The following is an 18270-nucleotide window of genomic DNA, read 5'->3' as shown; positions in this document are numbered from 1 at the left end:
AGGGTTAACCGAAGTAGGACGGGCCTTTTTTGTCCTGCTTTTCTGATTTTTTCGAAGCTGCTGCGGGTTTACGAATATCCACGACAAGGTTGTAGGTGTAGCTGAATCCTGCTGACGTCAGAGAAAAGACCAGAGACTCAACCACCCAGGCCCGATCCTCACGGGAGCCAAAACCGGAAGTCGACACACTTGCTTCTGCTGTCAGCGGAACATGTTTAGGGCGACATGGCCCCGTGAGCGTCATTTTCTGCTCGTTACGCTTCGCCTGTGTTTTCCTGGAGTTTGCCTGTTGCTCGGCGGTGATTTTCTCCGACTGGGTATAGGGATTGGTCATCGCCGGGCCATCATGTTCAACGGAGGAGGTCTTTGTCGTGCCGTCCTCCTCGTCGTAATAACGCACGCCGATTTTCTCTTTGGCTTTTCCTCCACTCCCTGTCGCTTTACCTGTCGAACTCCCCCGCTCACCTTCACTGTAGGACCAGTTTGATACTTCATCCGGTGTGATGGTGATCCCGCCAGTCTGTTTCCCTGAAGCCGTTGCCGTGGCCCCTTGCTGTAAAAAAAGCCAGTAGCCTCCTGATGGTTTGCTCACTGCGTTGTAGTCACGAGCAAGCCTTGCGAGCAGGTTGGCATCGGATTCCGCCACCTGATCGATGTGATTGATATGAGTATCTTTGAGTGCGTCGGCCACGCGGGGGATCAGCCCGTTATCGGTGGCCACTGTTTTGACAATATCGGCAAGGCGAAGGTTATCCCAGCTCCGGGTTTTCTGGCTTGTCACATCTCCGGGTTGTTTCTGGGCGTTCATCGGCGCGGCGGTCGCATAAAGCTCAATACGCCTTGGCGGGCCGCTGCTGGAGACACCACTGACAACAAACCAGCCTTTATCGATCAGCTGGTCATTGAATCCCAGAGCAACCCGAAGCCGGGCACCTTTAGTGGGAAGCGCCAGCGTTTCAGAGATGAGGCTGATTTTCAGTTCATCGGCTTTCGCTGTTGCCCCACCATAATCCGTCAGGGTCAGTTCACTCAGGCATTGTTGCAGCACCCGGGTTATATCTTTCCCTTCGGCCTGAATGCTGAAGGCCGGCGCATATTCCGGCATCGCTGTCTGATCTGCCATATCAATCCCATAAACTGAATGGCGATTCCGCTACGGGCGTCACCAGATCCGGCAGTGTGATATACAGGCCGGAAGGATACATAGCCCCCTGATCCGCCAGCCCCTGATTGGCTTCAAGAACCTGAGTCACTGAGTCTGAAAGATTTTCAGTACCGTAATGCACGGCACAAATTGCATCCAGTACATCTCCGTCACGGGTTTGATAGATCGTCGGCATAGTGTTTTAGCGTCATCGTCCAGTTTTTGTTTCGGTGACCGCCCCCCGGTAAAAACTTACTCGTCGTGTCTGAAAAGTCGGTCACCACCCACCACCCCAGTACATCGCCTTCTCCGCTGACAAGCTGCTGGGGTTTCGCCTGATCGGCAAGATCAAATAAATCATTCACCCCATCCACCCCTTTACGGAAAAAGGCGTGGGACTGCCCTTCAAGCCTGACGGTACGCCCGGGCTTTCCGGTGTACTGAAGAAGGTCCTGTTTGCCGATGCGTTCCTGTTCACTCCAGCGCCAGTTGGCCTCACGGGTAAGCTGATGATAAGCTGCTGTATCAATCGAAAAGGCGAAATTCCCCAGCATCATCATCACACGGGCTTCCTGCCCACCCCGTAATGCGCCTGCACCGCGCTGGCCGGAATCTTCAAATATCGGGATAATTTCACTCACCAGACAAGTCCCCCATCCAGAAGGCTGTTATCACCATTAAAGGCAGAATTGTTTTTCGTCACCGTGGTCACTTCATCGGCAATGGCTTTCTCATCCTGTCCCGGCGCGGCATTAATTTCGAAGTGGTACTCAAATTTGCGGTTATCGGTTATCTGCCGTGATGGCGGCTGCTTATCCAGTACATCCATTTTCTGAAGCAGACTTTCCCAGTAGCCGCCCGTGCTCTCGTCTTTCAGAATCACCGGCTCAGCAGGTGAACTGTCTGTTGCAGTAACATTCCTGTCCTGCTGCCCGGCGGGAAAAAGGGGAGCATTCGGATACTTTTCCCCTGCGCGGGCGCTTTCTCCTTCCCCCTGGCTGTACGTCAGCCCTGATGGTTCTCTTTCCCACTGGCTGGCAGATGTTACCGGCTCATGCGCGTAATTATCCCAGGCTCCGGCACTGCTTTCCGGTTCCTCTTTAACGGTTTGCGCGACATGGTCCTTATTTTGCTGTAGCGCCGCATTCCAGTTTAAAAGCGAATCGCCGCCTTCCGGTGACAGGTATTTATCAAGCGATTTGTTAAACGCCTCATCGTCGCTGTCAGGACCGAACCATCCACGGGTATCGTTCCATGACTCTTTTACTTTTTCTGGCAAGTCAGGATGAGTTGCCAGTTGCTGCGAAAACCATTCTCCCTGGCCTGTCTGCTCAGCTCTGAGGCGAGCCATATTCATTCCGTTACCAGCCAGCGTTTTCAATACATCGCGCTGGTCATTTCGTTCATCCGGAAGCAACCAGGACAGTTTTTTAGCCAGCGCGTAAATAATTTTGCCGACAAAAACCACCCCCTGCCCGAACGACAGAACGCCGGGATAAAGGCCATTTCGCAGGAAAGTCACAATGCGCTTGATCCCGCCACCTTTGAACCAGTCGGCAAGATCATTCGTCAGGTTACGGATATCTGGCGCCAGTTCATTTCCCAGTTGCCCGGAAATTTCTGCGACCGCAGAAGAGAAAACAGTGCGGAGATTATTGATAGCCTGATTACCCGCAACCGCCCCATCTGCTCCCTCTTTGGTCACAAGGTTGTAGCGCCGCTGTTCGTCCATCAGGTCGCGGTAGCTCCGGCCAGACTGCTTGATAAGCATCAGCAGTTTGCTCGCTTCCCCGCCAAAAAGAGAATCCAGTGCGAAGGAGGCTTTTGACTCGTCCTGAAGGCTGAGCGCCCGTTCAACAATTTTGTCAAACTGCGCCATATCGCTGAGCCCGGCAAAATCACCCGCTTTGAACCCGAGCGTTTCAAACGCATCCTGCAGCGAGCCCTGCTTACCGTTCTGTTTATACTCCCCGGATTTGTGCAGATACTCTTCAAAGAGATCGCCAATGTTTTCCGCATTCATGTCGTACTGCTTCGCCAGAGAATCCCAGGCATTAAACGTGGCCACGTCCACGCCGTAACTTTTTGCGACATTAGTGCGGGTTGCCGTTTCAGCATTGGTGGCGGCTGGCGCTATCAGTGTGCCAAGTGCTGAAGCCACTACACCGCCACCGCCAATAGCCAGCCCGGATCCAAACATCCCGCCCACCTGGCCAGCAATCCCCAGACCGCGCCGGAACAGACCTTTACCGGCACCCTTGAACGCCTGAATGCGCTGTGCTTTTTGCATCTGTACATTCAGTTTCTGCTGCTCCGCCTCCGTTTTGCGGATTTCCCTGGAAACATCGGTATAGCGGCGCTTCAAATCTCCCAGGCTTTCACCGGCCAGTTTGGCGCGTTTGATTTCTGCTGCCAGTCTGGTCTGGTCTTTTGTCAGTCGTTCAGACTGCTTTCCGACATCTTTCAGGCTTTTTTGCAGACCATCTGCAGATCGTTTCCATGAATTATCCAGGTTTCCGCCAAAGGTAATGACGGCCTTAAGGTTCTGGCTTATTCCGCCCATGGTTTATTGTCTCCAGTTCGTCTGTCAAAAAATCAGAGAAAGTGCTGAACGGCATATCGAGGTATTCCGCCATCGGAAAATGCAGTCGCCGCCCCAGAAATCTTATTGCCCGGAGGAGCCCGCCTTCGGTCGCTTCGCGGGCGGGAGCATAAAAACGTTAAAGGCATCCAGCAGCTGTGAGTAATCTGCCGCCGTCATCAGCCAGAGATCCTGTTCACTGAGATTGCACAGCAGCGCAATCATGCGGGCTTCTTTCTCTTCTTCGTTGCCGCGGTCTTTGGCATGAGTGATGCGATCGCGAACCAGCGGTTCACGCATGGTGACTTCATCGATCACGACCCCATTATCAAGTGATACGGGGGAATACAGTTTTATAACGCGGGTTTCACCAGGAAAGCTCATAGGATGCTCCATAAAAAAACGGCCCGCAGGCCGTTACAGTGGTGGGATAACAGTAAAATCAGAGACGCACTTTGGCAGCCAGGCCAGAAAGCACATCAACGCCATTCACCCGGCGGGCGAAACGCTCTGTGTCGATGGCGAACAGTTCGCGCCCGTCCAGTGACTGACGGTAGTAGCTGACAGCAATATCAACCGTCACGGCATTTTCGGAAAGCGTGTCCTTACTGCGCGCATCTGGCGTGACGGTCTGTACAAACCCCTCAATTTCCTCAACCGTACCGCGCGCAGTGCCGTTACCGAGATAGCCCTGATAAGCCGTAAAGCGTGAACGGCTGCCGCTGACAAAACCGAAGCTGGCCAGCATATCCGTATCTATCCCATAAAATTTAACCTGACAGGTCAGTGCTTCCATGCCGTCATCAACCGGGGTGGGCGCATCCTGTGCGCCGGTACGCAAATCCGTTTTAACAATAGCCAGAGACGGCGGCGTAAATTCATGCGCCCCCTGAATACGGATCCCCTGCCGGAAGAAGGTCCAGACGCGTAGTGTGTTTTTATCGCTCATGCTGCAAGCATCTCCTCAAGCGCATAGTTATTGTTCACCCGGACGCGCAGGCTGATAAGTTCAGTCGGCGATTTCGGACCAAAGTCATAGTTGATGTACAGGACACCCGACGCCATGGTTTCCGCGGTGTTCAGTTCTTCATCCAGCCAGGCCCGCCCACCGAATATGGCGCCAAGACCGACCAGTTGCCGCATATAGGCATTGATGGTGCCGATAATGTCATCCGCATTTTCCCGGTCCAGTGGGCGGTCAACATACTCCAGCATGGTTTCCTGAATGCTGTCCTCAATAACATCAGCAGTACGGCGGACAGATTCAAAACGCCACTGAGGATTGGTTGCACACAGACGGTTCCCCCAGTGTTTAAAACCCGCCCGGCGGATAATGGTGGACACGTTCTGCATGTTGAGCAGGTTTGCATCGCAGTTCTCATCCCCGAGGATAAATTCATCGATCTGCTCAACACCGAGGATGTTGTTGATGTCCTGGTTCGACTTGCTCCACCACCAGCCTTTTTCAAAGTCGATGCGGGCGCGTAACCCGGCAGCAAACGCAGAGTAAGGCCGATAAACAAGCTGGCCATCTGCATCGCTTGCCTGGACCCGCGGGCGCAACAGTTCAGTTCGTGCGCCATAGGACTGGCGACGCTGTACCACTTCCTGCAGCGTCGCACCGGAGGCGCAGTCAACATATGCAACGGCGCGCAATTTCCCGGCCACGGTTTCCAGCCCCTTACCAACCGCATCGTCCTCACTGAATCCCGGCGCTATCACAATACGCGGCTGGTACGTGGTAACAGATTTCGCTGAAGACAGGGTGCCGATCCCCTTCAGTACTACAGCGCGTCGTTTTGCCACATCGTTTTCATCTGCCACACGCACCACCACCGTCAGCGCATTACGCTGATCGTTAATGTCTGTCAGTGCCTGTTTCAGCGTCCCTTTTTCACCCAGGCGGGATAACAGCGTGGTGCCGACGACCGCCACCGGCGTATTGAGTGGAAAGGGTTCATCTTCACCCCCCGCTAATTGCAGGCTGAAGGGCTGGACAATCCCGTCACCGCGCCCGCTCGCACTGACTTTTGCGCCATCAACACCACCGACGGCCTCAGCAACGTCTCCGGGTTTAGCCGTGATAACACCGTGTTCATCACAACCCAGCGTGATTTTCAGTGTCAGCGATTCAGGATCCCAGCTTGCTGACGTCACAACCGCAGCAGGATTTTCGGCTGCCGGCTGTCCGGCCAGCGCAGCGACATTGATGACATTGCCTTCCCGCCCCTTAATGGTTGCAGTGAAGTCGATAACGTTATCGAGAATGGGTGTACCGGATGATCCCGATGCGGCTGTTCCCCCAGACGCATCAGGTGCCGTTCCCACCAGGCCGATAATGGCGGTCTGAATCGTGGTAACCGCCACCGTACCCGAGGTGAGTTCGATAGTTTCAACGCCATGTAACTGAGACATGTTTTTTCTCCAGGCATAAAAAACCTGCCGCAGCAGGTCACATTTTCTGATTAGGTTTATCGGTGAGCCCGCCGCTGTCGCCGCGGTGATCGTGGCTGTTAAAGACTTCACGTATCTTGCTCATGCTGCCGGATTTGTCCGTTATCTCCTTTGACGCCCCGATATTCCCTGCAACCGACGTGTCAGCATTAATCTGGGTTTTGCCCTGAACTGTCAGGGTATCGGTAATTTCAACCGGACCATCCAGCGTGCCTTTACCGACAATTTTGTAAGTTCCACCATCAGCCAGCGTAATCGTCAGGGCATGCGCGTTCCTGTCATAACGGATCTCGGTCCCGTCGCTGTAACGGGTAATGTGCTCGCTGTCACTTCCTTCCGGCACCGGCAGCTTTCCCGTGTTCCATCCGGGAAACACCCGCCCGTTGTTGAGATCTCCGGCTTCGGACAGGACCGTAACCGCATCCCCCACGGCATAAGGATTTGAATCAGCGCGGTTAGTTCCGGAAAACCCCTGGCACAACGGCAGCCAGGTCGTGATGATATCCCCCAAATCCACCCGGCATTTTGGGATGCGATCGTGCCTGACGGAGTGGATAACGCCGCGCCGGACAAGGTTCGCCAGCCTGCGCTGCAGGTCGCCTGCTATATCACCCATCGGGCTGAGCCTCCCAGATAAGCTGATAGTCATCCACATGATTACGGCCCGTATCAGGTGCAGCACCCAGCCAGGCCTGCTGCAGAGGCATGCCATTGTTTGCAAAGGGGTCAGTACCAAATGCAGCCGCCTGGGTGAAAGAAATACGCCAGACCAGATAATCATCCATTCGCGGATCAAACTCATCACGTTCAGCCGTGGTGAATACCGCAGGCTCAATATGGCCCAGACCAAACTGCTGTCCGTCAATCCATTGGGTAATATCGGCCGCAGCGGTTCTGACAAAAATCTCAGGCTGACTCACACCCGATCCGGCGGCATCCACCACCACGAAGAGATCACAGGTTAAATTAACGCTCAGTTGCCCCTCATTACCTCCGCCCTGTTCCCAGCTGTTAATCGAGAAATACACCGCGGGCGTGGTCAGCCCCGAAAAGCGGGGAACATTTCGTTCCGGATACGCACCGGCATCACGCACCCATCCGATTTTTTTTAATGCGTCAGTCACAGCATCGTGATACCGCCCCAGCAACAGTGGCTCGGCCATCGTTCGTTACCTCAGACAGAAATACGGGCTTTTACGCGCCCGCGAATGTCGGTTTCAAAGTGATGCATAAAAATCTCCATCGCTTCCGCAAATGCGTTGTCCTCGATGTAGTTCAGCATCGGTTCGTAGATATCCATTTCTGCTTCGCGTGTCCGGCGGGTCAGGGGATCGCGAATAACCACCGTCCGGCGATTATCCCGTTTTGAACGGGACACCTCCCCGTTTTCAAACGACCGTTCGCTCAACAGATTACCTTTCGGGGAAAATCCGGCGTTTTCTGCCTGGCGCCGCGCTTTAATAAAACGCCCCGTGTTGCGGTCACGCCGGGTATGGTGCGGTCGCATCCGCCCGTTGATTCGTCCTTTAAGGTCTTTCACCTTAATGGCATTCAGCCCGAACCAGAGCCGGAAGTTATCCAGTTGCGATCCCCTGTCCAGACGAAAAGACAGCAGACGGCGCCGGACCAGATCCATACTGCGTGGGGCCAGCCCGTCTTTCAGATCCGCCATCGCTTTCTTTCGCAGCGTGGCGGCAGTACGCCTGAGCGCGCGCGAGTATGCTGCACGGAACTGTTTTTGCGTCGCACCGATACTGTCCGCAATTCGCCAGATAACATCCACATCAATATCGACGGGTAAATCCCGCCGCAGTCGAGACTCCCGCGCCATATCAGCTCCATTTATCGATCTGAGGCTGTGTTTTGCCGGGTTCCCCATATGCCAGCATGACGCGGGTCCGCCCTTCTTCATCCGCGCCGATATGTGTCACCCGGTAAGGGATGGTATTGATCACGACACCGTCATGTTTTTCGAGACCGGAAATATCCGCAGTCATTGCACTGAACGCCGGGGAATGGTTCTGAATTTCCCCGCCGCCCGGTACACCCGACAGCGCATCCGGTGATTCAAAAATCACGGTCACCAGACGCGGGCCTTCACCCGTTTGCAGGCATGCAGGGACTTCTTCGGCAAACGCCCGGTTAATCCGGGCATCTGCTTTAGCCAAACGCTCCCGGAACCGGCTCATCAGAACCCCAGGCGGACGGCAACATCAGCATCATCCGCCTCAGCTGCTCCCCAGGCGGAACCAACAACCGGGTTTGGCGTTGCATCATCGCCTTTTGCCACCGTCAGCTTGCCGCCAGCCAGATACAGTTTCTGGCCAGCCGCAATTTCTTCTGCCGCTTTAGGCAGCACAAAAACACCGGCCATATGCAGTGTTCCCCACTCGCCAGCAGGAATATCGCTGTGTGCCACCCCGGCAATTCCGCCGACCGCCACCAGCGCACCGGATGAAACGGCATCAACACCCGCATTGTGATAATCCAGTGTGGTACCGTCCTGCTGATAGTTATTCGCCATGTTTTTTCTCCATAAAAGGAAAAGGCGACCAGCGCCGCCTTCAGGGATAAAAAAACCGCCAGGCGGCGGTCGTTATTTTTTGGTGACTTTAACCAGCCCGCGCCAGTCAAGCGGGGCCACACCCGCATCAATGCGCACCTTGAATGCGGCACCGTCCACAGTAAAGCCCTGCTGCTGTTCCAGATATGGCGTGTCGATACCGTCCAGATAGGCCACTTCAATGGTGTCGCGCCCCTGCGCAGCAGTCAGGTAAAAATCCGTCGGGCTGCTGTCATCCAGGCGGGCCTCAGAAGCCACTGTCACAAAGTTCTGGATCGGGTTAACGATCCCGCTGTTCGCGTCTGCGCCCGGTACGCTGGCGGACTTAATCAGCTGGTTTGCCCGTGACTCAATTGCCACTGGCGTCAGCATGTAGGCCGGACGAATATTCAGACGACGATCGCCGGATTTTTGCAGCAGCATTGCCTTACGTGCAGTATCCAGCCCTTCAATACTCAGATCGGCTGCAACAAGGTTGCCATGGTCGGCGTGGAACAACGGCTTACCGTCCGACATTTTCGGGTTGCTGGTCAGTACAGCCCAGACCAGATCGCCTACAGTAGCTCGCGCAGCAAGCCCCATTGCCTGCGGGATACGCGTCAGCATATCCAGGTCGTCGTTGATGATAGTCTGGCGGTCAATGCTGAAAAGCTCACCGTAGGTGGCCAGTGCAATCGGCTCACCGCGATCTTTAATGGTGACATATTTATATTCCGCCCCGGCGCGAACCTTACGCAGCGATGCCAGTGACTCCAGGCCAACGCGGTGTGCGGTTTTGAAATCGGTCAGTGTGCCTTTACGGGTCCACTGTTCGAATGTTTCGCTGGCCTCATCCCAGCCAAGCAATGCCGCCTTATGCGCCACATCCATCAGGATATTGCCGAAATCGCTGCTGCTGTGGGTGAACGCCAGCCCAACCATCGCCTGTGCGGTACCGACACCAGAAATACCGATACCACGATCCACCAGCGAGGCGCGGGCCAGTTCGCGCAGGGTATACCCGTTGTAGGCGTTATCTTTTTCCGCCTGCGCATAACCCGCACGGTTCATCACCGCCGCACGAATGGAATCACCAACAATATTCCCGTTACCCGCATGGATGTGAACTGCACCCGGACCGGCACTCGGGGTCGTCCCTGCCGCCAGCGCACTGAGCAATTTGGTGCGGGCCTGTTCCGCTGAGCAGGAAATATCCGTGATGCATTCTGCTTTCAGCGAGCCGAAAGCAGGAAACGCATCAAACACAGCGGAAACTGCGCTTACTCGTTCAGTATTCGCCGCCTGCATCTGCTGCTGGAGCTGGGCGGCCAGCGCGGTAATGTCGATATTTCCTGCCAGCGGTTGCTGAGTGGGTTGCTGTGCCGGTGGGTTATTTGCGGCCTGCGGCGCCGGATTTTGTGCGGGTTGCGGCTGACTGACAGGAGCTTCGGCACGCGGCCCAAAAAGGTTGTTAATCTGTTCTGGCATATTCTGGTAATCCTTCAGTTTATTTTGATTCACACAGGCCGCGGCCTGCAGTTCTGGTTCAAGCGTGTCAGCGAAACCTTTTTCCACCGCCTCCGCGCCATTAAGCCAGGTTTCAGCTTTCAGCATCGCCTCCAGTTCTTCCTGCCCCAGCCCGGTCTTGTTCATGTAGGCACTGAGCATCAGCGCTTCATTACGATCAAGCCAGGCAGCGTAATCACGCATATCATCGGAATCCCCGGCGATCCCGCCCCACGGCTTGTGTACCATCAGCCAGGCGTTTTCCGGCATATGCACCGTGGCACCGGGCAGGCAGACAATCATTGAAGCCATACTGGCAGCCACGCCGTCCACCCAGATATCCAGCTTCGCCTTCAGACGGGACAAGGTGTTAAAGATGGCAAATCCCTGCATCACATCGCCGCCCGGGCTGTGGATATGCAGATCGACGGCGCTGGCCTCAAACACCCCGGCCTCTTTACAGTCGGAGACGAACTGCTGAGCGGTAATCCCCCAGCCGCCGATCACGTCATAGAGAAATATTTCCACACGCCCTGCAGCCAGTGCGCGAATCTCATACCAGCACTGACCGTTTGCGGCATCGATACCAGCCACACTGGCGCGGGGGTTAATCATCGTCCCGTGACGGGGCGGGCTTATCATTTGCTGCATCAGGGAGCACTCCTTTATCGTTGGCGGCGTCTGAGTCGAACACCAGCCCGTTTTCTCGGTTGAATTCGGTTTCACGCATACGCTGGCGCTTCACCTCCTGGGGGGATTGCCCACGGGCGCGGATCCATTCCGCTTCAGTTCCCGCACCACCGCGCACAATTCCCCGCCAGGCCATTGCCTCTTTTACAGGGTCAATCCACGGCATAACCGGGCCAAGATAGGTCGCATTAAAGAGGGTTGTTCGATCCACATCCGGTGGGATATCTGTCGTTAACAGCGCCATCGCCAGCCAGGCGCGGTATACCGGGCGACTGTGCTGACCAACAAACCATTGCTGCAGTACGTTGTAGCCTTCATAGCTTTCCACCAGTTCCTGGCGCTGGGCGCTGTATGTGCCATTGTAGTCACGGGCAATACTGGAATAGCTTCCCCGGCTTCCGGCGGCAACAGCACGTAATTGCCCGTTGCGAAACTCATGAAGATGGACATTCGGACGATTGGATTCCACCATGCCCAGATCTTCGCCCGGTGCCAGATCGTCAAAAATCATCCCGGGTGCGATATCAAAATAGCGGTATTTATTTTCTGACGGCTTCCAGTCGTCTTCCTGAGGGAAAGTAGCGGCATCACCTCTCTTGATATAAAAGCCCAGCGCAGCAGCGATTCTTGCGGCGACGCGCTCACTCTCTTCATAATCCTTAATGAAACGAATTGAAATAACTCACTGATTTTTAGCTATGTTTCATAGCCAGAATATGCAGAGGAAGGAAGTTGCAATACACATTGCAATACACAGAGAAAGTTAATAAAAAAGGCCGCTAACGCGGCCTAGGGAAAACTGACGGATTCAAAGCCCAAGGCTTTTTTTAATTAACTCACCCACAATAGGCCACATAACAGGTTGCACTGATTCCCAAAGAGGGCCACAGACTTTGGTCAATATAGATTTTGCCTGCTTGCCATCACCTTCATTTGCAGCATCAACAGCTGATTGAATCCCTTCTTTTTCGACTTCAGAAATTGGCATGCCCTGCTGCGCTAAAATGGAAAGCAGCTGATTGACAATGTCGTTATCCGTTCCACTCGTGACTGTCATAGATTGCTCGGCATTTTCACCGGCAGCCAATTGGAGATTAGTAAAGGAACCACCGTGTATATTGACCGTATTAATAACCCTTTGTACTCTCTGCTGCGGGCGGTTAGGTGCTTTTCTCGACTCTTTGTAACCATTTTGGGTCAAATATGCGTACTCTCGTTGTTTAAATCCACCAATAAAAACAAGAGAACTAGAGACGCTACTATGATTTTCATATGGGCCGGTATCTACGAGTCTTGCTTTTTCGAGATCCGAGAAGGCAACCTCAAAATCAACTTGAGTAATATCCTCAGAAACACAAACAGCTGTTGCTAATGCAGCCAACGTCGGCCCTTCGTATCCCTCCTCAAGTTCTTTAAAGCCAAGCCCTCTCTCATTGAAATCGCCTAATAATGTCGCTAAGATCTGTTTCGCTGCTTCGTCTAATTGTCCGGCCATTTTATTTTTCTCAGTGAGTTAAGTCATTCATACTATTGGGGATTCATATTTTTAAATCAAGCCACCAAACTTTAATTATTAGATTTTTTCAAAGGCCATCCATCACTTGTGTCACATTCCTCAACTTTCCTCGCCATTCCATCTCTCAGATCGTCAATAATGACTTGAACACGTGTAACAGCTGTTGGTGTAAGAGCACAGTCGCGTTCCAGAATATCTGGCAGTGTTTCCAGCACCATAACGACCGCTTTCGCAAGTGAGGCGTATTCGCGGGCCACTTCCTCTACAGGAATCAATTCCCGTGAGGCTGCTTCAAATTTCAGTCTTTCATTTTCTGACTGATACCAGGCTTTTCGGTCCTGCGGTGACATCTCACCATTTTCTTTCATTGATGGTGTCAGTAATGCCTGAAGCGCTGCTCCCAGTTCGTACAACTTGAGATTTTCACCATTACCGCCAGCCAGCTCCATATCACGCAGACGCCGGGCAACAAGGTTTCGGTTCATGCCCACCAGCTCCGCCAGTTGCGTAACATTTACCTGCGTTTTACTCAATTTCATCCTTACCTCTGCTGCACGGTCGCTTTTGCAGCAAAAGCAACCTGAATCATTATTTTTCAGTTAGTTAACCTGTCGCTGCTGCACGCATAAAATGCGAAAAATCAGCCGTTTTCCGCGTGTCGCCGCCCCCTCGGTGTACATAATCGCCAGGAGGACCCGTAAAAAAGGCGGCCCGAAGACCGCCAACGGATTACCACCAGAATTCATTAAGCCCCTTCCGACTTCACCAGGCCGCGCCAGTCAAGTGGAGCAACTCCCGCATCGATACGTACCTTGAACGTTACGCCATCAACGGTGAAGCCCTGCTGTTGCTCCAGATATGGCGTTTCAATGCCATCCAGATAAGCCACCTCAATTGTGTCTTCCCCCTGTCCCGCCAGCATGTACCAGGCTTTAAGACTTTCAGCATCCAGCCGCGGTTCAGTAATTACAGTCAGCGCATCGTTATACGGGTTGAATACACCGCTGTTCTGCGCTTCAGGTAACGAGGTGGAACGAATCAGTTGATTAGCCTTATCCTCGAGTTCAACCGGAACCAGCAGGAAGCGCGGCGGGATATTCAGAACAGCACCAGCGCCGTTTTTCTGCATACGCATCGCTTTTCGCCCGGCACTCAGCCCCGGGATATCCAGTGCAATCTTCATCAGGTTGTTATGTGCTGCATCGAAAATCGCTTTGCCATCGCCCATTTTGGGATTGCCCAGCAACACGGCATAGACCAGATCCCCGACCGTACGGCTTGCGGCCGCGCCCATTTTTTGAGGAATGCTCGTTAAGGCACTCATATCATCGTTAATGATGGCCTGGCGATCGATACTGAACAGTTCGCCGTAAGTCGCGAGAGCAATTGGCTCGCTACGATCTGAGGTCGTGGCATATTTATATTCAGCCCCCGGGCGAACCTCTCGCAGCGACTTGAAGCCGTCCAGACCAGCCCGATGGGATACTTTGAAATCAGGAAGCGTCCCTTTTTTCGTCCACTGCTGGAATGTTTCAGGCGAGTTATCCCAGCCTTTCAACATAGATTTATTCGCAACGTCCGCCAGGATGCCACCAAAATCACTGCTGCTGTGTGTAAACGCCATTCCGACCATACCCAGCGGATTGCCCGGTATACCACTTACACCACGATCCACCAGCGAAGCTCGCGCCAGTTCCCGCAGCGTATAGCCGTTATAGCGGTTATCTTTTTCAGCTTTTTCCAGCCCTGTACGCGCCAGCAATGCCGCCTTAACTGAGTCCCCTACAATGTTCCCGTTTCCTGAGTACACGTTATATGCTCCTGGTCCGGCACACGGTGTCGTTCCCGCAGCCAGATTGGTTAGAATTTTTTGTCTGGCCTGCACCTCGGTGATGCAGCCGCTCACAAACTCAGCCCGGATACCGGCGGCCCACTCATGCCCCGCAAAAGCAGCAAAAAGAACGTCTGCTTTCTGCTCTGTGTTTTCTGGCTGGCTGGTGGTCTTCATCGCTTCACGCAGTTGTTCCGGCGTTCGGGTAAATTTTGCCACCAGCGAATCACAGCCCGGCGCCATCGCGAACATCTGCCCTTCTGCCGGGTAGATTTCATCCACAAAACCTTTTTCTTTTGCCTCCGCTGCCGTTAACCAGGTTTCAGCATCCATCATGGCCTTTACTTCTGACTCGGGAAGACCGGATTTAGCTACATAGGTGGCCAGCATTGTTTTACCGATTTTTTCCAGCACTTCCGCATGACGTTGCATATCCCCGGCCTCACCCGCCATCACTCCCCACGGATTGTGAACCATCCACCAGCCGTTATCGGCCATAGCGACGCGTTTAGCTCCAAGTGCAACGATGGTCGCCATTGATGCGGCAATACCATCAATGCGGGCTACCGTATGGCCTTTGTAACCGCGTAAGGCGTTAAAAATCGCCATTCCGTCAGTAACGTTTCCACCTCCGCTGTTAATAGCGACCGTCACCGGGCCTTTTGCCACCTGCAGAGCTTCACGAAAGCGTTTCGCCGTCATCCCCTCGATCGGTTCATACAGTGATATTTCCATTACAGACCAGCCTTACAGCGCACCGGGCGCGTCGTTTTTTGCAGGAACCATCCCCAATTTTTCACGCAGCAGGGAACGGGTAAGCCAGCCAATGGTGGGGGCATTACCGGGAATACCTTCACGCTCATAGCGCTGGCGAATTTCTTCACGCAGACGATTGAGCACTAAGGTGGTTTCATCATCGAGATAAACTGAAAGACCTTTGGGTTTTGTCACTGTTTGCTCTCCTCATCATAAAAACTGGATAGGCATCCAGTGTTGATCGAAATGCAATTAAGATCAACTTCATTGCAAAAAATGAAATGATGGTAATAAAAAAAGTCGGGTTTCCCCGACTGATAAACGAACACAATTTATGATGGTGAACCAGACTATAAACCCCGTGTTTCAACGAGCGTCTGGATATGGGCCAGCCTGTTCAGTGACAGTTTTCGCCATGCGTTCCAATCACGATGGAACAATCATCAGCTATCTTTTTTTTGTTTAACCCCTGTCAGCACACCAGAAAGTACGGGGTATACGTTTATGATTAACATCAATGTGATGGCCATTATGAGCATTGCTGCCCCCAATTCTCCGAGCGGCTTTTTAAACAAGTTTGCAATGGCAATTATATTGATTACATATATCCCCAAGAAAAGGATAGATATTCCCCATGCAACTGCTCTCACCGGTCTTTTTGACAGATGATTCTTACGTTGTACCTCCAGAGTTATCCAGGTCATATAAACCGCTATCACTGAGAAAAAAGCCCATGTCAGATAGGCCGATGAATCGCGAAAAGCATCTGCCATTTCACCAGACCAGGAAATTATAGGTTCAATTACATCCATATCACTTTTCATCCTTTCTTCTTCGTGGCTCTTTCGTACCAGCGAATTTATAAAAATTAAAAAATATACGTTTAAGTGTTCACCTGTTCACCTTCACGAATTTGTTAAGTAAATTCATGTGGTTATGTGGTGAATACTCTTCTTTCAGGTATTCACTAGTGTTCACCCTACCCTTCACCATTTAGAACAAAAAACAGTCAAAAGGTGAACGGGTGAATACCTGGTGAATACTTAATAAATAAGTGTTCACCCCTTAACCCGCTGTTATAGATAAACTTTTTAACACGGTGAATACTGGTGAACACTTTATCCGTAACTTTACTCTATCCCACCACTGTCAGAAACACTGTTACATGATGGCATCCAGTCGTCTGAATCATCGTGCAGAGTTACGTTGGAACGTATTCCATGCTTTGTTTTCCGCTTTTGGTACTCCTTACCATATTCAGCCATTGCGCCAGGCATATCGGTTCCGAACCGCATCAACGAAACGGGCCTGTTGAGGCCATTGGCTCGCATGTATGCGAGGTAGGCGTGATACAGATACTTTCGTGGGCTGAATGGCACTATCTCGGCATTACCGATAAACATCCCGTCGCATACAACCGACGCCATCAGGTAGCCGCAGAAGTCCACCAGCGAATCACCTTCACGTTTTATTGCCAGAGCCTCTTCTGATTTCTGCTGTTCATACAATAGGCGTCTGGCTTCGTCCTGGTCTGCAAAACGGGTAAGCAGATGGCGGATAACTACAGCCAGTTCCCCTTCTATTTTTTCTGCCAGCATCGAGTCTCGCTCGTTTTCCGGTACAACCTCCGAAAAGTTGAATATCACCCGTCGCCGCGAGATCCCCCCGCTGCGGTCGCTGAATGTCATAGCATTGTTGTTGACCGCCAGCACCACTGCCGGGATACGGGTTGAATATGGCGCTTTATGTTTCGGATCGATAGACACCTTGTCACCACCCGTTATGGCCTTAATACCTGCACCATCACCAGCGTACCGGGTCATATCAGGCATAATGATCAGCGAGTAGCCCACCACCAGCGCCCTGTCCCTTGCATCCTCCAGCGCCTTCATGCTGGCTGAGACCGTATTAGCCTTACCTGCCAGCATGGTGCAGACTTCTGCCATCACACTTTTACCGCTGCCACCTGGCCCCGTTACCTCCAGGAATAATTGCCAGTCGTACCTGTTCGCCAGCACCATAAACAACGCTGCCAGCACACGATCTGTTTTACGGTCATTACTGGCCACGGAGCGGCGGAGCCACTTCCAGAAGTTCGGCGCATGGCTGGCCAGCGTTTCTCCTTCTGCTGGTGGGCTGAACGGTAGTTCACTTGCGATCAGCAACCAGTCTGTTTTGCTGTGCTGTCTGAATTGTCCTGTTCGGGTATCAAATACCCCATTACTAAAGCCAATCAGATTTCGCTCTGTCACGCCCATAACCGGAAGGCTCAGTTTCATGGTTTCTACCGCCGATTTGACGGCGTTCTGCGAATAGGCCACCTCAGCATCAATGTAAATCTGCGCCATTTCGCGCTGCAGCTCTTTGTCCGGAAGCGGATTCCACACCACGCCGTTATAGTGGTGCACCGTGTCAGAGTCGGCGTGAATTGCCAGGTCGCCGTCATAATGCGCCAGTAAGACTTCACCGCGCTGGCTGGCCCCCATCTGATTCAATGCCGGTGCTACTCCGATATGGGCTGGTTCGCGTTTCGTGACCGGAAGATCGACAACGATACTATCCTTTCGGATCCTCTCCAGATAATCATGCCAGTCCTCTGGATGGCGATCCGGAATGCCCTTATACAATTTGGCGTCCTGCACTCCGGCCCGCGCCAGCTTCTCACCAATAGTGTTAATCAGTATCGGCTCAATATCTCCGGCAATATATACACGGGCGCTACGGCGACCTTTATCAACAATTTGAAGGTTATCCAGTTCCGCCAGTTGCTTTGGCCCCAGATAGATAGGAGGCGTTGTATCTTCGGCAATTTGTTTACCCAGCCCCTCTTCCCATCCCTTTGCATGAGCGTAAGCATCAGTCCCGGCAAAAATGACTGCCTCTGTAAATTTTTCCTTTGGCAGAAATTTTAAGTTCGGTGCTCGTTTCATTTCAGCCCCTTATCCCATCCGTCAGATCCAACACTCAGAGGCAACGCAGAACGCAACGCCGCAATTTTTTTACGCCCGTTTTCTCTGGCGACAAGCTGGCTTTTTTCTGTTTCTTCCTGCAAAAAAATAAAATCATTACGAAAGCGATACTCCGAACACACACACTCACGGGAATAACCATCACGCACATAAGTAATGCTGCTTTCAGTTGTACCGATGACAGTGATTTTTTCACCGTAAGAATCTTTCCAACGGCTGTGAGGTTCGATTTCAGAACGAGCAGAGCCACCAGCAGTTAAGCTGTTAATTTTCTTTTTCAT

At 52.7% G+C, this 18270-nt stretch carries 20 protein-coding genes and 1 pseudogene; all 21 read right to left on the bottom strand.

The genetic code is table 11. The annotated features are described in order from the left end of the window. Nucleotides 1-4 precede the first annotated feature (4 nt). Entirely contained in the window at nt 5-1123 is a 1119-nt protein-coding gene (locus LG384_RS09375) for a contractile injection system protein, VgrG/Pvc8 family (RefSeq protein ID WP_225760804.1), read from the bottom strand. 1 nt (nt 1124) lies between these two features. Further along, on the bottom strand, nt 1125-1340 hold the full coding sequence (locus LG384_RS09370; protein WP_016150410.1) for a tail protein X: 216 nt from the start codon (nt 1338-1340) through the stop codon (nt 1125-1127). Beyond that, nucleotides 1315-1785, bottom strand: coding sequence for a phage tail protein (locus LG384_RS09365; protein WP_079813807.1), 471 nt, complete (start codon nt 1783-1785; stop codon nt 1315-1317). The genes LG384_RS09370 and LG384_RS09365 overlap by 26 nt, the downstream gene beginning before the upstream one ends. After that, nucleotides 1782-3707 (bottom strand): hypothetical protein, encoded by a 1926-nt coding sequence (locus tag LG384_RS09360; RefSeq protein ID WP_225760803.1) that lies wholly within the window; start codon nt 3705-3707, stop codon nt 1782-1784. Before LG384_RS09360 ends, LG384_RS09365 begins: the two co-directional genes overlap by 4 nt. Nucleotides 3708-3809: 102 nt before the next feature. Continuing rightward, entirely contained in the window at nt 3810-4109 is a 300-nt protein-coding gene (locus LG384_RS09355; RefSeq protein ID WP_032943852.1) for a phage tail assembly protein, read from the bottom strand. Nucleotides 4110-4167: 58 nt separating this feature from the next. Then, nucleotides 4168-4674: a phage major tail tube protein gene (locus tag LG384_RS09350; protein ID WP_016150414.1), complete on the bottom strand. Its 507-nt coding sequence runs from the start codon at nt 4672-4674 to the stop codon at nt 4168-4170. After that, a complete protein-coding gene (locus tag LG384_RS09345; protein WP_225760802.1) occupies nt 4671-6140 on the bottom strand; it encodes a phage tail sheath C-terminal domain-containing protein in 1470 nt (489 codons plus the stop codon). Before LG384_RS09345 ends, LG384_RS09350 begins: the two co-directional genes overlap by 4 nt. Nucleotides 6141-6177: 37 nt before the next feature. Beyond that, nucleotides 6178-6795, bottom strand: a complete 618-nt coding sequence (locus LG384_RS09340; protein WP_225760801.1) for a phage baseplate assembly protein V — start codon at nt 6793-6795, stop codon at nt 6178-6180. Then, nucleotides 6788-7342 carry a hypothetical protein gene (locus LG384_RS09335; RefSeq protein WP_225760800.1) on the bottom strand — a complete coding sequence of 185 codons (555 nt, stop codon included), beginning with the start codon at nt 7340-7342 and terminating at the stop codon, nt 6788-6790. The genes LG384_RS09340 and LG384_RS09335 overlap by 8 nt, the downstream gene beginning before the upstream one ends. Nucleotides 7343-7353: 11 nt before the next feature. Continuing rightward, on the bottom strand, nt 7354-8010 hold the full coding sequence (locus tag LG384_RS09330; RefSeq protein ID WP_200013377.1) for a hypothetical protein: 657 nt from the start codon (nt 8008-8010) through the stop codon (nt 7354-7356). Nucleotide 8011: 1 nt separating this feature from the next. Next, a complete protein-coding gene (locus LG384_RS09325; protein WP_101743205.1) occupies nt 8012-8368 on the bottom strand; it encodes a head-tail joining protein in 357 nt (118 codons plus the stop codon). Further along, on the bottom strand, nt 8368-8703 hold the full coding sequence (locus LG384_RS09320) for a capsid cement protein (RefSeq protein WP_040230734.1): 336 nt from the start codon (nt 8701-8703) through the stop codon (nt 8368-8370). Before LG384_RS09320 ends, LG384_RS09325 begins: the two co-directional genes overlap by 1 nt. A 72-nt stretch (nt 8704-8775) precedes the next feature. Beyond that, nucleotides 8776-10878 carry a ClpP-like prohead protease/major capsid protein fusion protein gene (locus LG384_RS09315; protein ID WP_193134148.1) on the bottom strand — a complete coding sequence of 701 codons (2103 nt, stop codon included), beginning with the start codon at nt 10876-10878 and terminating at the stop codon, nt 8776-8778. Continuing rightward, nucleotides 10835-11581: pseudogene (locus LG384_RS09310) on the bottom strand (phage portal protein); the annotation flags it as partial. The pseudogene LG384_RS09310 and the gene LG384_RS09315, both read right to left, overlap by 44 nt. Nucleotides 11582-11725: 144 nt before the next feature. After that, nucleotides 11726-12412, bottom strand: coding sequence for a hypothetical protein (locus LG384_RS09305; RefSeq protein WP_148373941.1), 687 nt, complete (start codon nt 12410-12412; stop codon nt 11726-11728). 71 nt (nt 12413-12483) lie between these two features. Continuing rightward, nucleotides 12484-12972, bottom strand: coding sequence for a DUF1441 family protein (locus LG384_RS09300; RefSeq protein WP_148373940.1), 489 nt, complete (start codon nt 12970-12972; stop codon nt 12484-12486). A 206-nt stretch (nt 12973-13178) separates the two neighbouring features. Next, nucleotides 13179-14999, bottom strand: coding sequence for a ClpP-like prohead protease/major capsid protein fusion protein (locus LG384_RS09295; protein WP_200005811.1), 1821 nt, complete (start codon nt 14997-14999; stop codon nt 13179-13181). Nucleotides 15000-15011: 12 nt separating this feature from the next. Further along, complete coding sequence (locus LG384_RS09290; protein ID WP_148373938.1) at nt 15012-15215, bottom strand: hypothetical protein; 204 nt, start codon at nt 15213-15215, stop codon at nt 15012-15014. 248 nt (nt 15216-15463) lie between these two features. Next, entirely contained in the window at nt 15464-15844 is a 381-nt protein-coding gene (locus tag LG384_RS09285) for a hypothetical protein (protein WP_148373937.1), read from the bottom strand. A 306-nt stretch (nt 15845-16150) separates the two neighbouring features. Next, nucleotides 16151-17950: a primase-like DNA-binding domain-containing protein gene (locus LG384_RS09280; protein ID WP_200005810.1), complete on the bottom strand. Its 1800-nt coding sequence runs from the start codon at nt 17948-17950 to the stop codon at nt 16151-16153. Beyond that, on the bottom strand, nt 17947-18270 hold the full coding sequence (locus tag LG384_RS09275; RefSeq protein WP_181688728.1) for a DUF4222 domain-containing protein: 324 nt from the start codon (nt 18268-18270) through the stop codon (nt 17947-17949). The genes LG384_RS09280 and LG384_RS09275 overlap by 4 nt, the downstream gene beginning before the upstream one ends.

The sequence above is a fragment of the Citrobacter sp. Marseille-Q3906 genome (assembly GCF_916618775.1).
Taxonomy (GTDB): domain Bacteria; phylum Pseudomonadota; class Gammaproteobacteria; order Enterobacterales; family Enterobacteriaceae; genus Citrobacter; species Citrobacter murliniae.
The sequence above is the reverse complement of the archived record's forward strand: the minus strand, read 5'-3'. Positions and strand labels throughout refer to the sequence as shown.

What these genes read in the sequence shown, in the direction of transcription:
- LG384_RS09375 (WP_225760804.1), bottom strand. Translation starts at nt 1,123, where the DNA reads ATGGCAGATCAGACAGCGATGCCGGAATATGCGCCGGCCTTCAGCATT.
- LG384_RS09370 (WP_016150410.1), bottom strand. Translation starts at nt 1,340, where the DNA reads ATGCCGACGATCTATCAAACCCGTGACGGAGATGTACTGGATGCAATT.
- LG384_RS09360 (WP_225760803.1), bottom strand. Translation starts at nt 3,707, where the DNA reads ATGGGCGGAATAAGCCAGAACCTTAAGGCCGTCATTACCTTTGGCGGA.
- LG384_RS09355 (WP_032943852.1), bottom strand. Translation starts at nt 4,109, where the DNA reads ATGAGCTTTCCTGGTGAAACCCGCGTTATAAAACTGTATTCCCCCGTA.
- LG384_RS09350 (WP_016150414.1), bottom strand. Translation starts at nt 4,674, where the DNA reads ATGAGCGATAAAAACACACTACGCGTCTGGACCTTCTTCCGGCAGGGG.
- LG384_RS09345 (WP_225760802.1), bottom strand. Translation starts at nt 6,140, where the DNA reads ATGTCTCAGTTACATGGCGTTGAAACTATCGAACTCACCTCGGGTACG.
- LG384_RS09340 (WP_225760801.1), bottom strand. Translation starts at nt 6,795, where the DNA reads ATGGGTGATATAGCAGGCGACCTGCAGCGCAGGCTGGCGAACCTTGTC.
- LG384_RS09335 (WP_225760800.1), bottom strand. Translation starts at nt 7,342, where the DNA reads ATGGCCGAGCCACTGTTGCTGGGGCGGTATCACGATGCTGTGACTGAC.
- LG384_RS09330 (WP_200013377.1), bottom strand. Translation starts at nt 8,010, where the DNA reads ATGGCGCGGGAGTCTCGACTGCGGCGGGATTTACCCGTCGATATTGAT.
- LG384_RS09325 (WP_101743205.1), bottom strand. Translation starts at nt 8,368, where the DNA reads ATGAGCCGGTTCCGGGAGCGTTTGGCTAAAGCAGATGCCCGGATTAAC.
- LG384_RS09320 (WP_040230734.1), bottom strand. Translation starts at nt 8,703, where the DNA reads ATGGCGAATAACTATCAGCAGGACGGTACCACACTGGATTATCACAAT.
- LG384_RS09315 (WP_193134148.1), bottom strand. Translation starts at nt 10,878, where the DNA reads ATGCAGCAAATGATAAGCCCGCCCCGTCACGGGACGATGATTAACCCC.
- LG384_RS09305 (WP_148373941.1), bottom strand. Translation starts at nt 12,412, where the DNA reads ATGGCCGGACAATTAGACGAAGCAGCGAAACAGATCTTAGCGACATTA.
- LG384_RS09300 (WP_148373940.1), bottom strand. Translation starts at nt 12,972, where the DNA reads ATGAAATTGAGTAAAACGCAGGTAAATGTTACGCAACTGGCGGAGCTG.
- LG384_RS09295 (WP_200005811.1), bottom strand. Translation starts at nt 14,999, where the DNA reads ATGGAAATATCACTGTATGAACCGATCGAGGGGATGACGGCGAAACGC.
- LG384_RS09285 (WP_148373937.1), bottom strand. Translation starts at nt 15,844, where the DNA reads ATGAAAAGTGATATGGATGTAATTGAACCTATAATTTCCTGGTCTGGT.
- LG384_RS09280 (WP_200005810.1), bottom strand. Translation starts at nt 17,950, where the DNA reads ATGAAACGAGCACCGAACTTAAAATTTCTGCCAAAGGAAAAATTTACA.
- LG384_RS09275 (WP_181688728.1), bottom strand. Translation starts at nt 18,270, where the DNA reads ATGAAAAAGAAAATTAACAGCTTAACTGCTGGTGGCTCTGCTCGTTCT.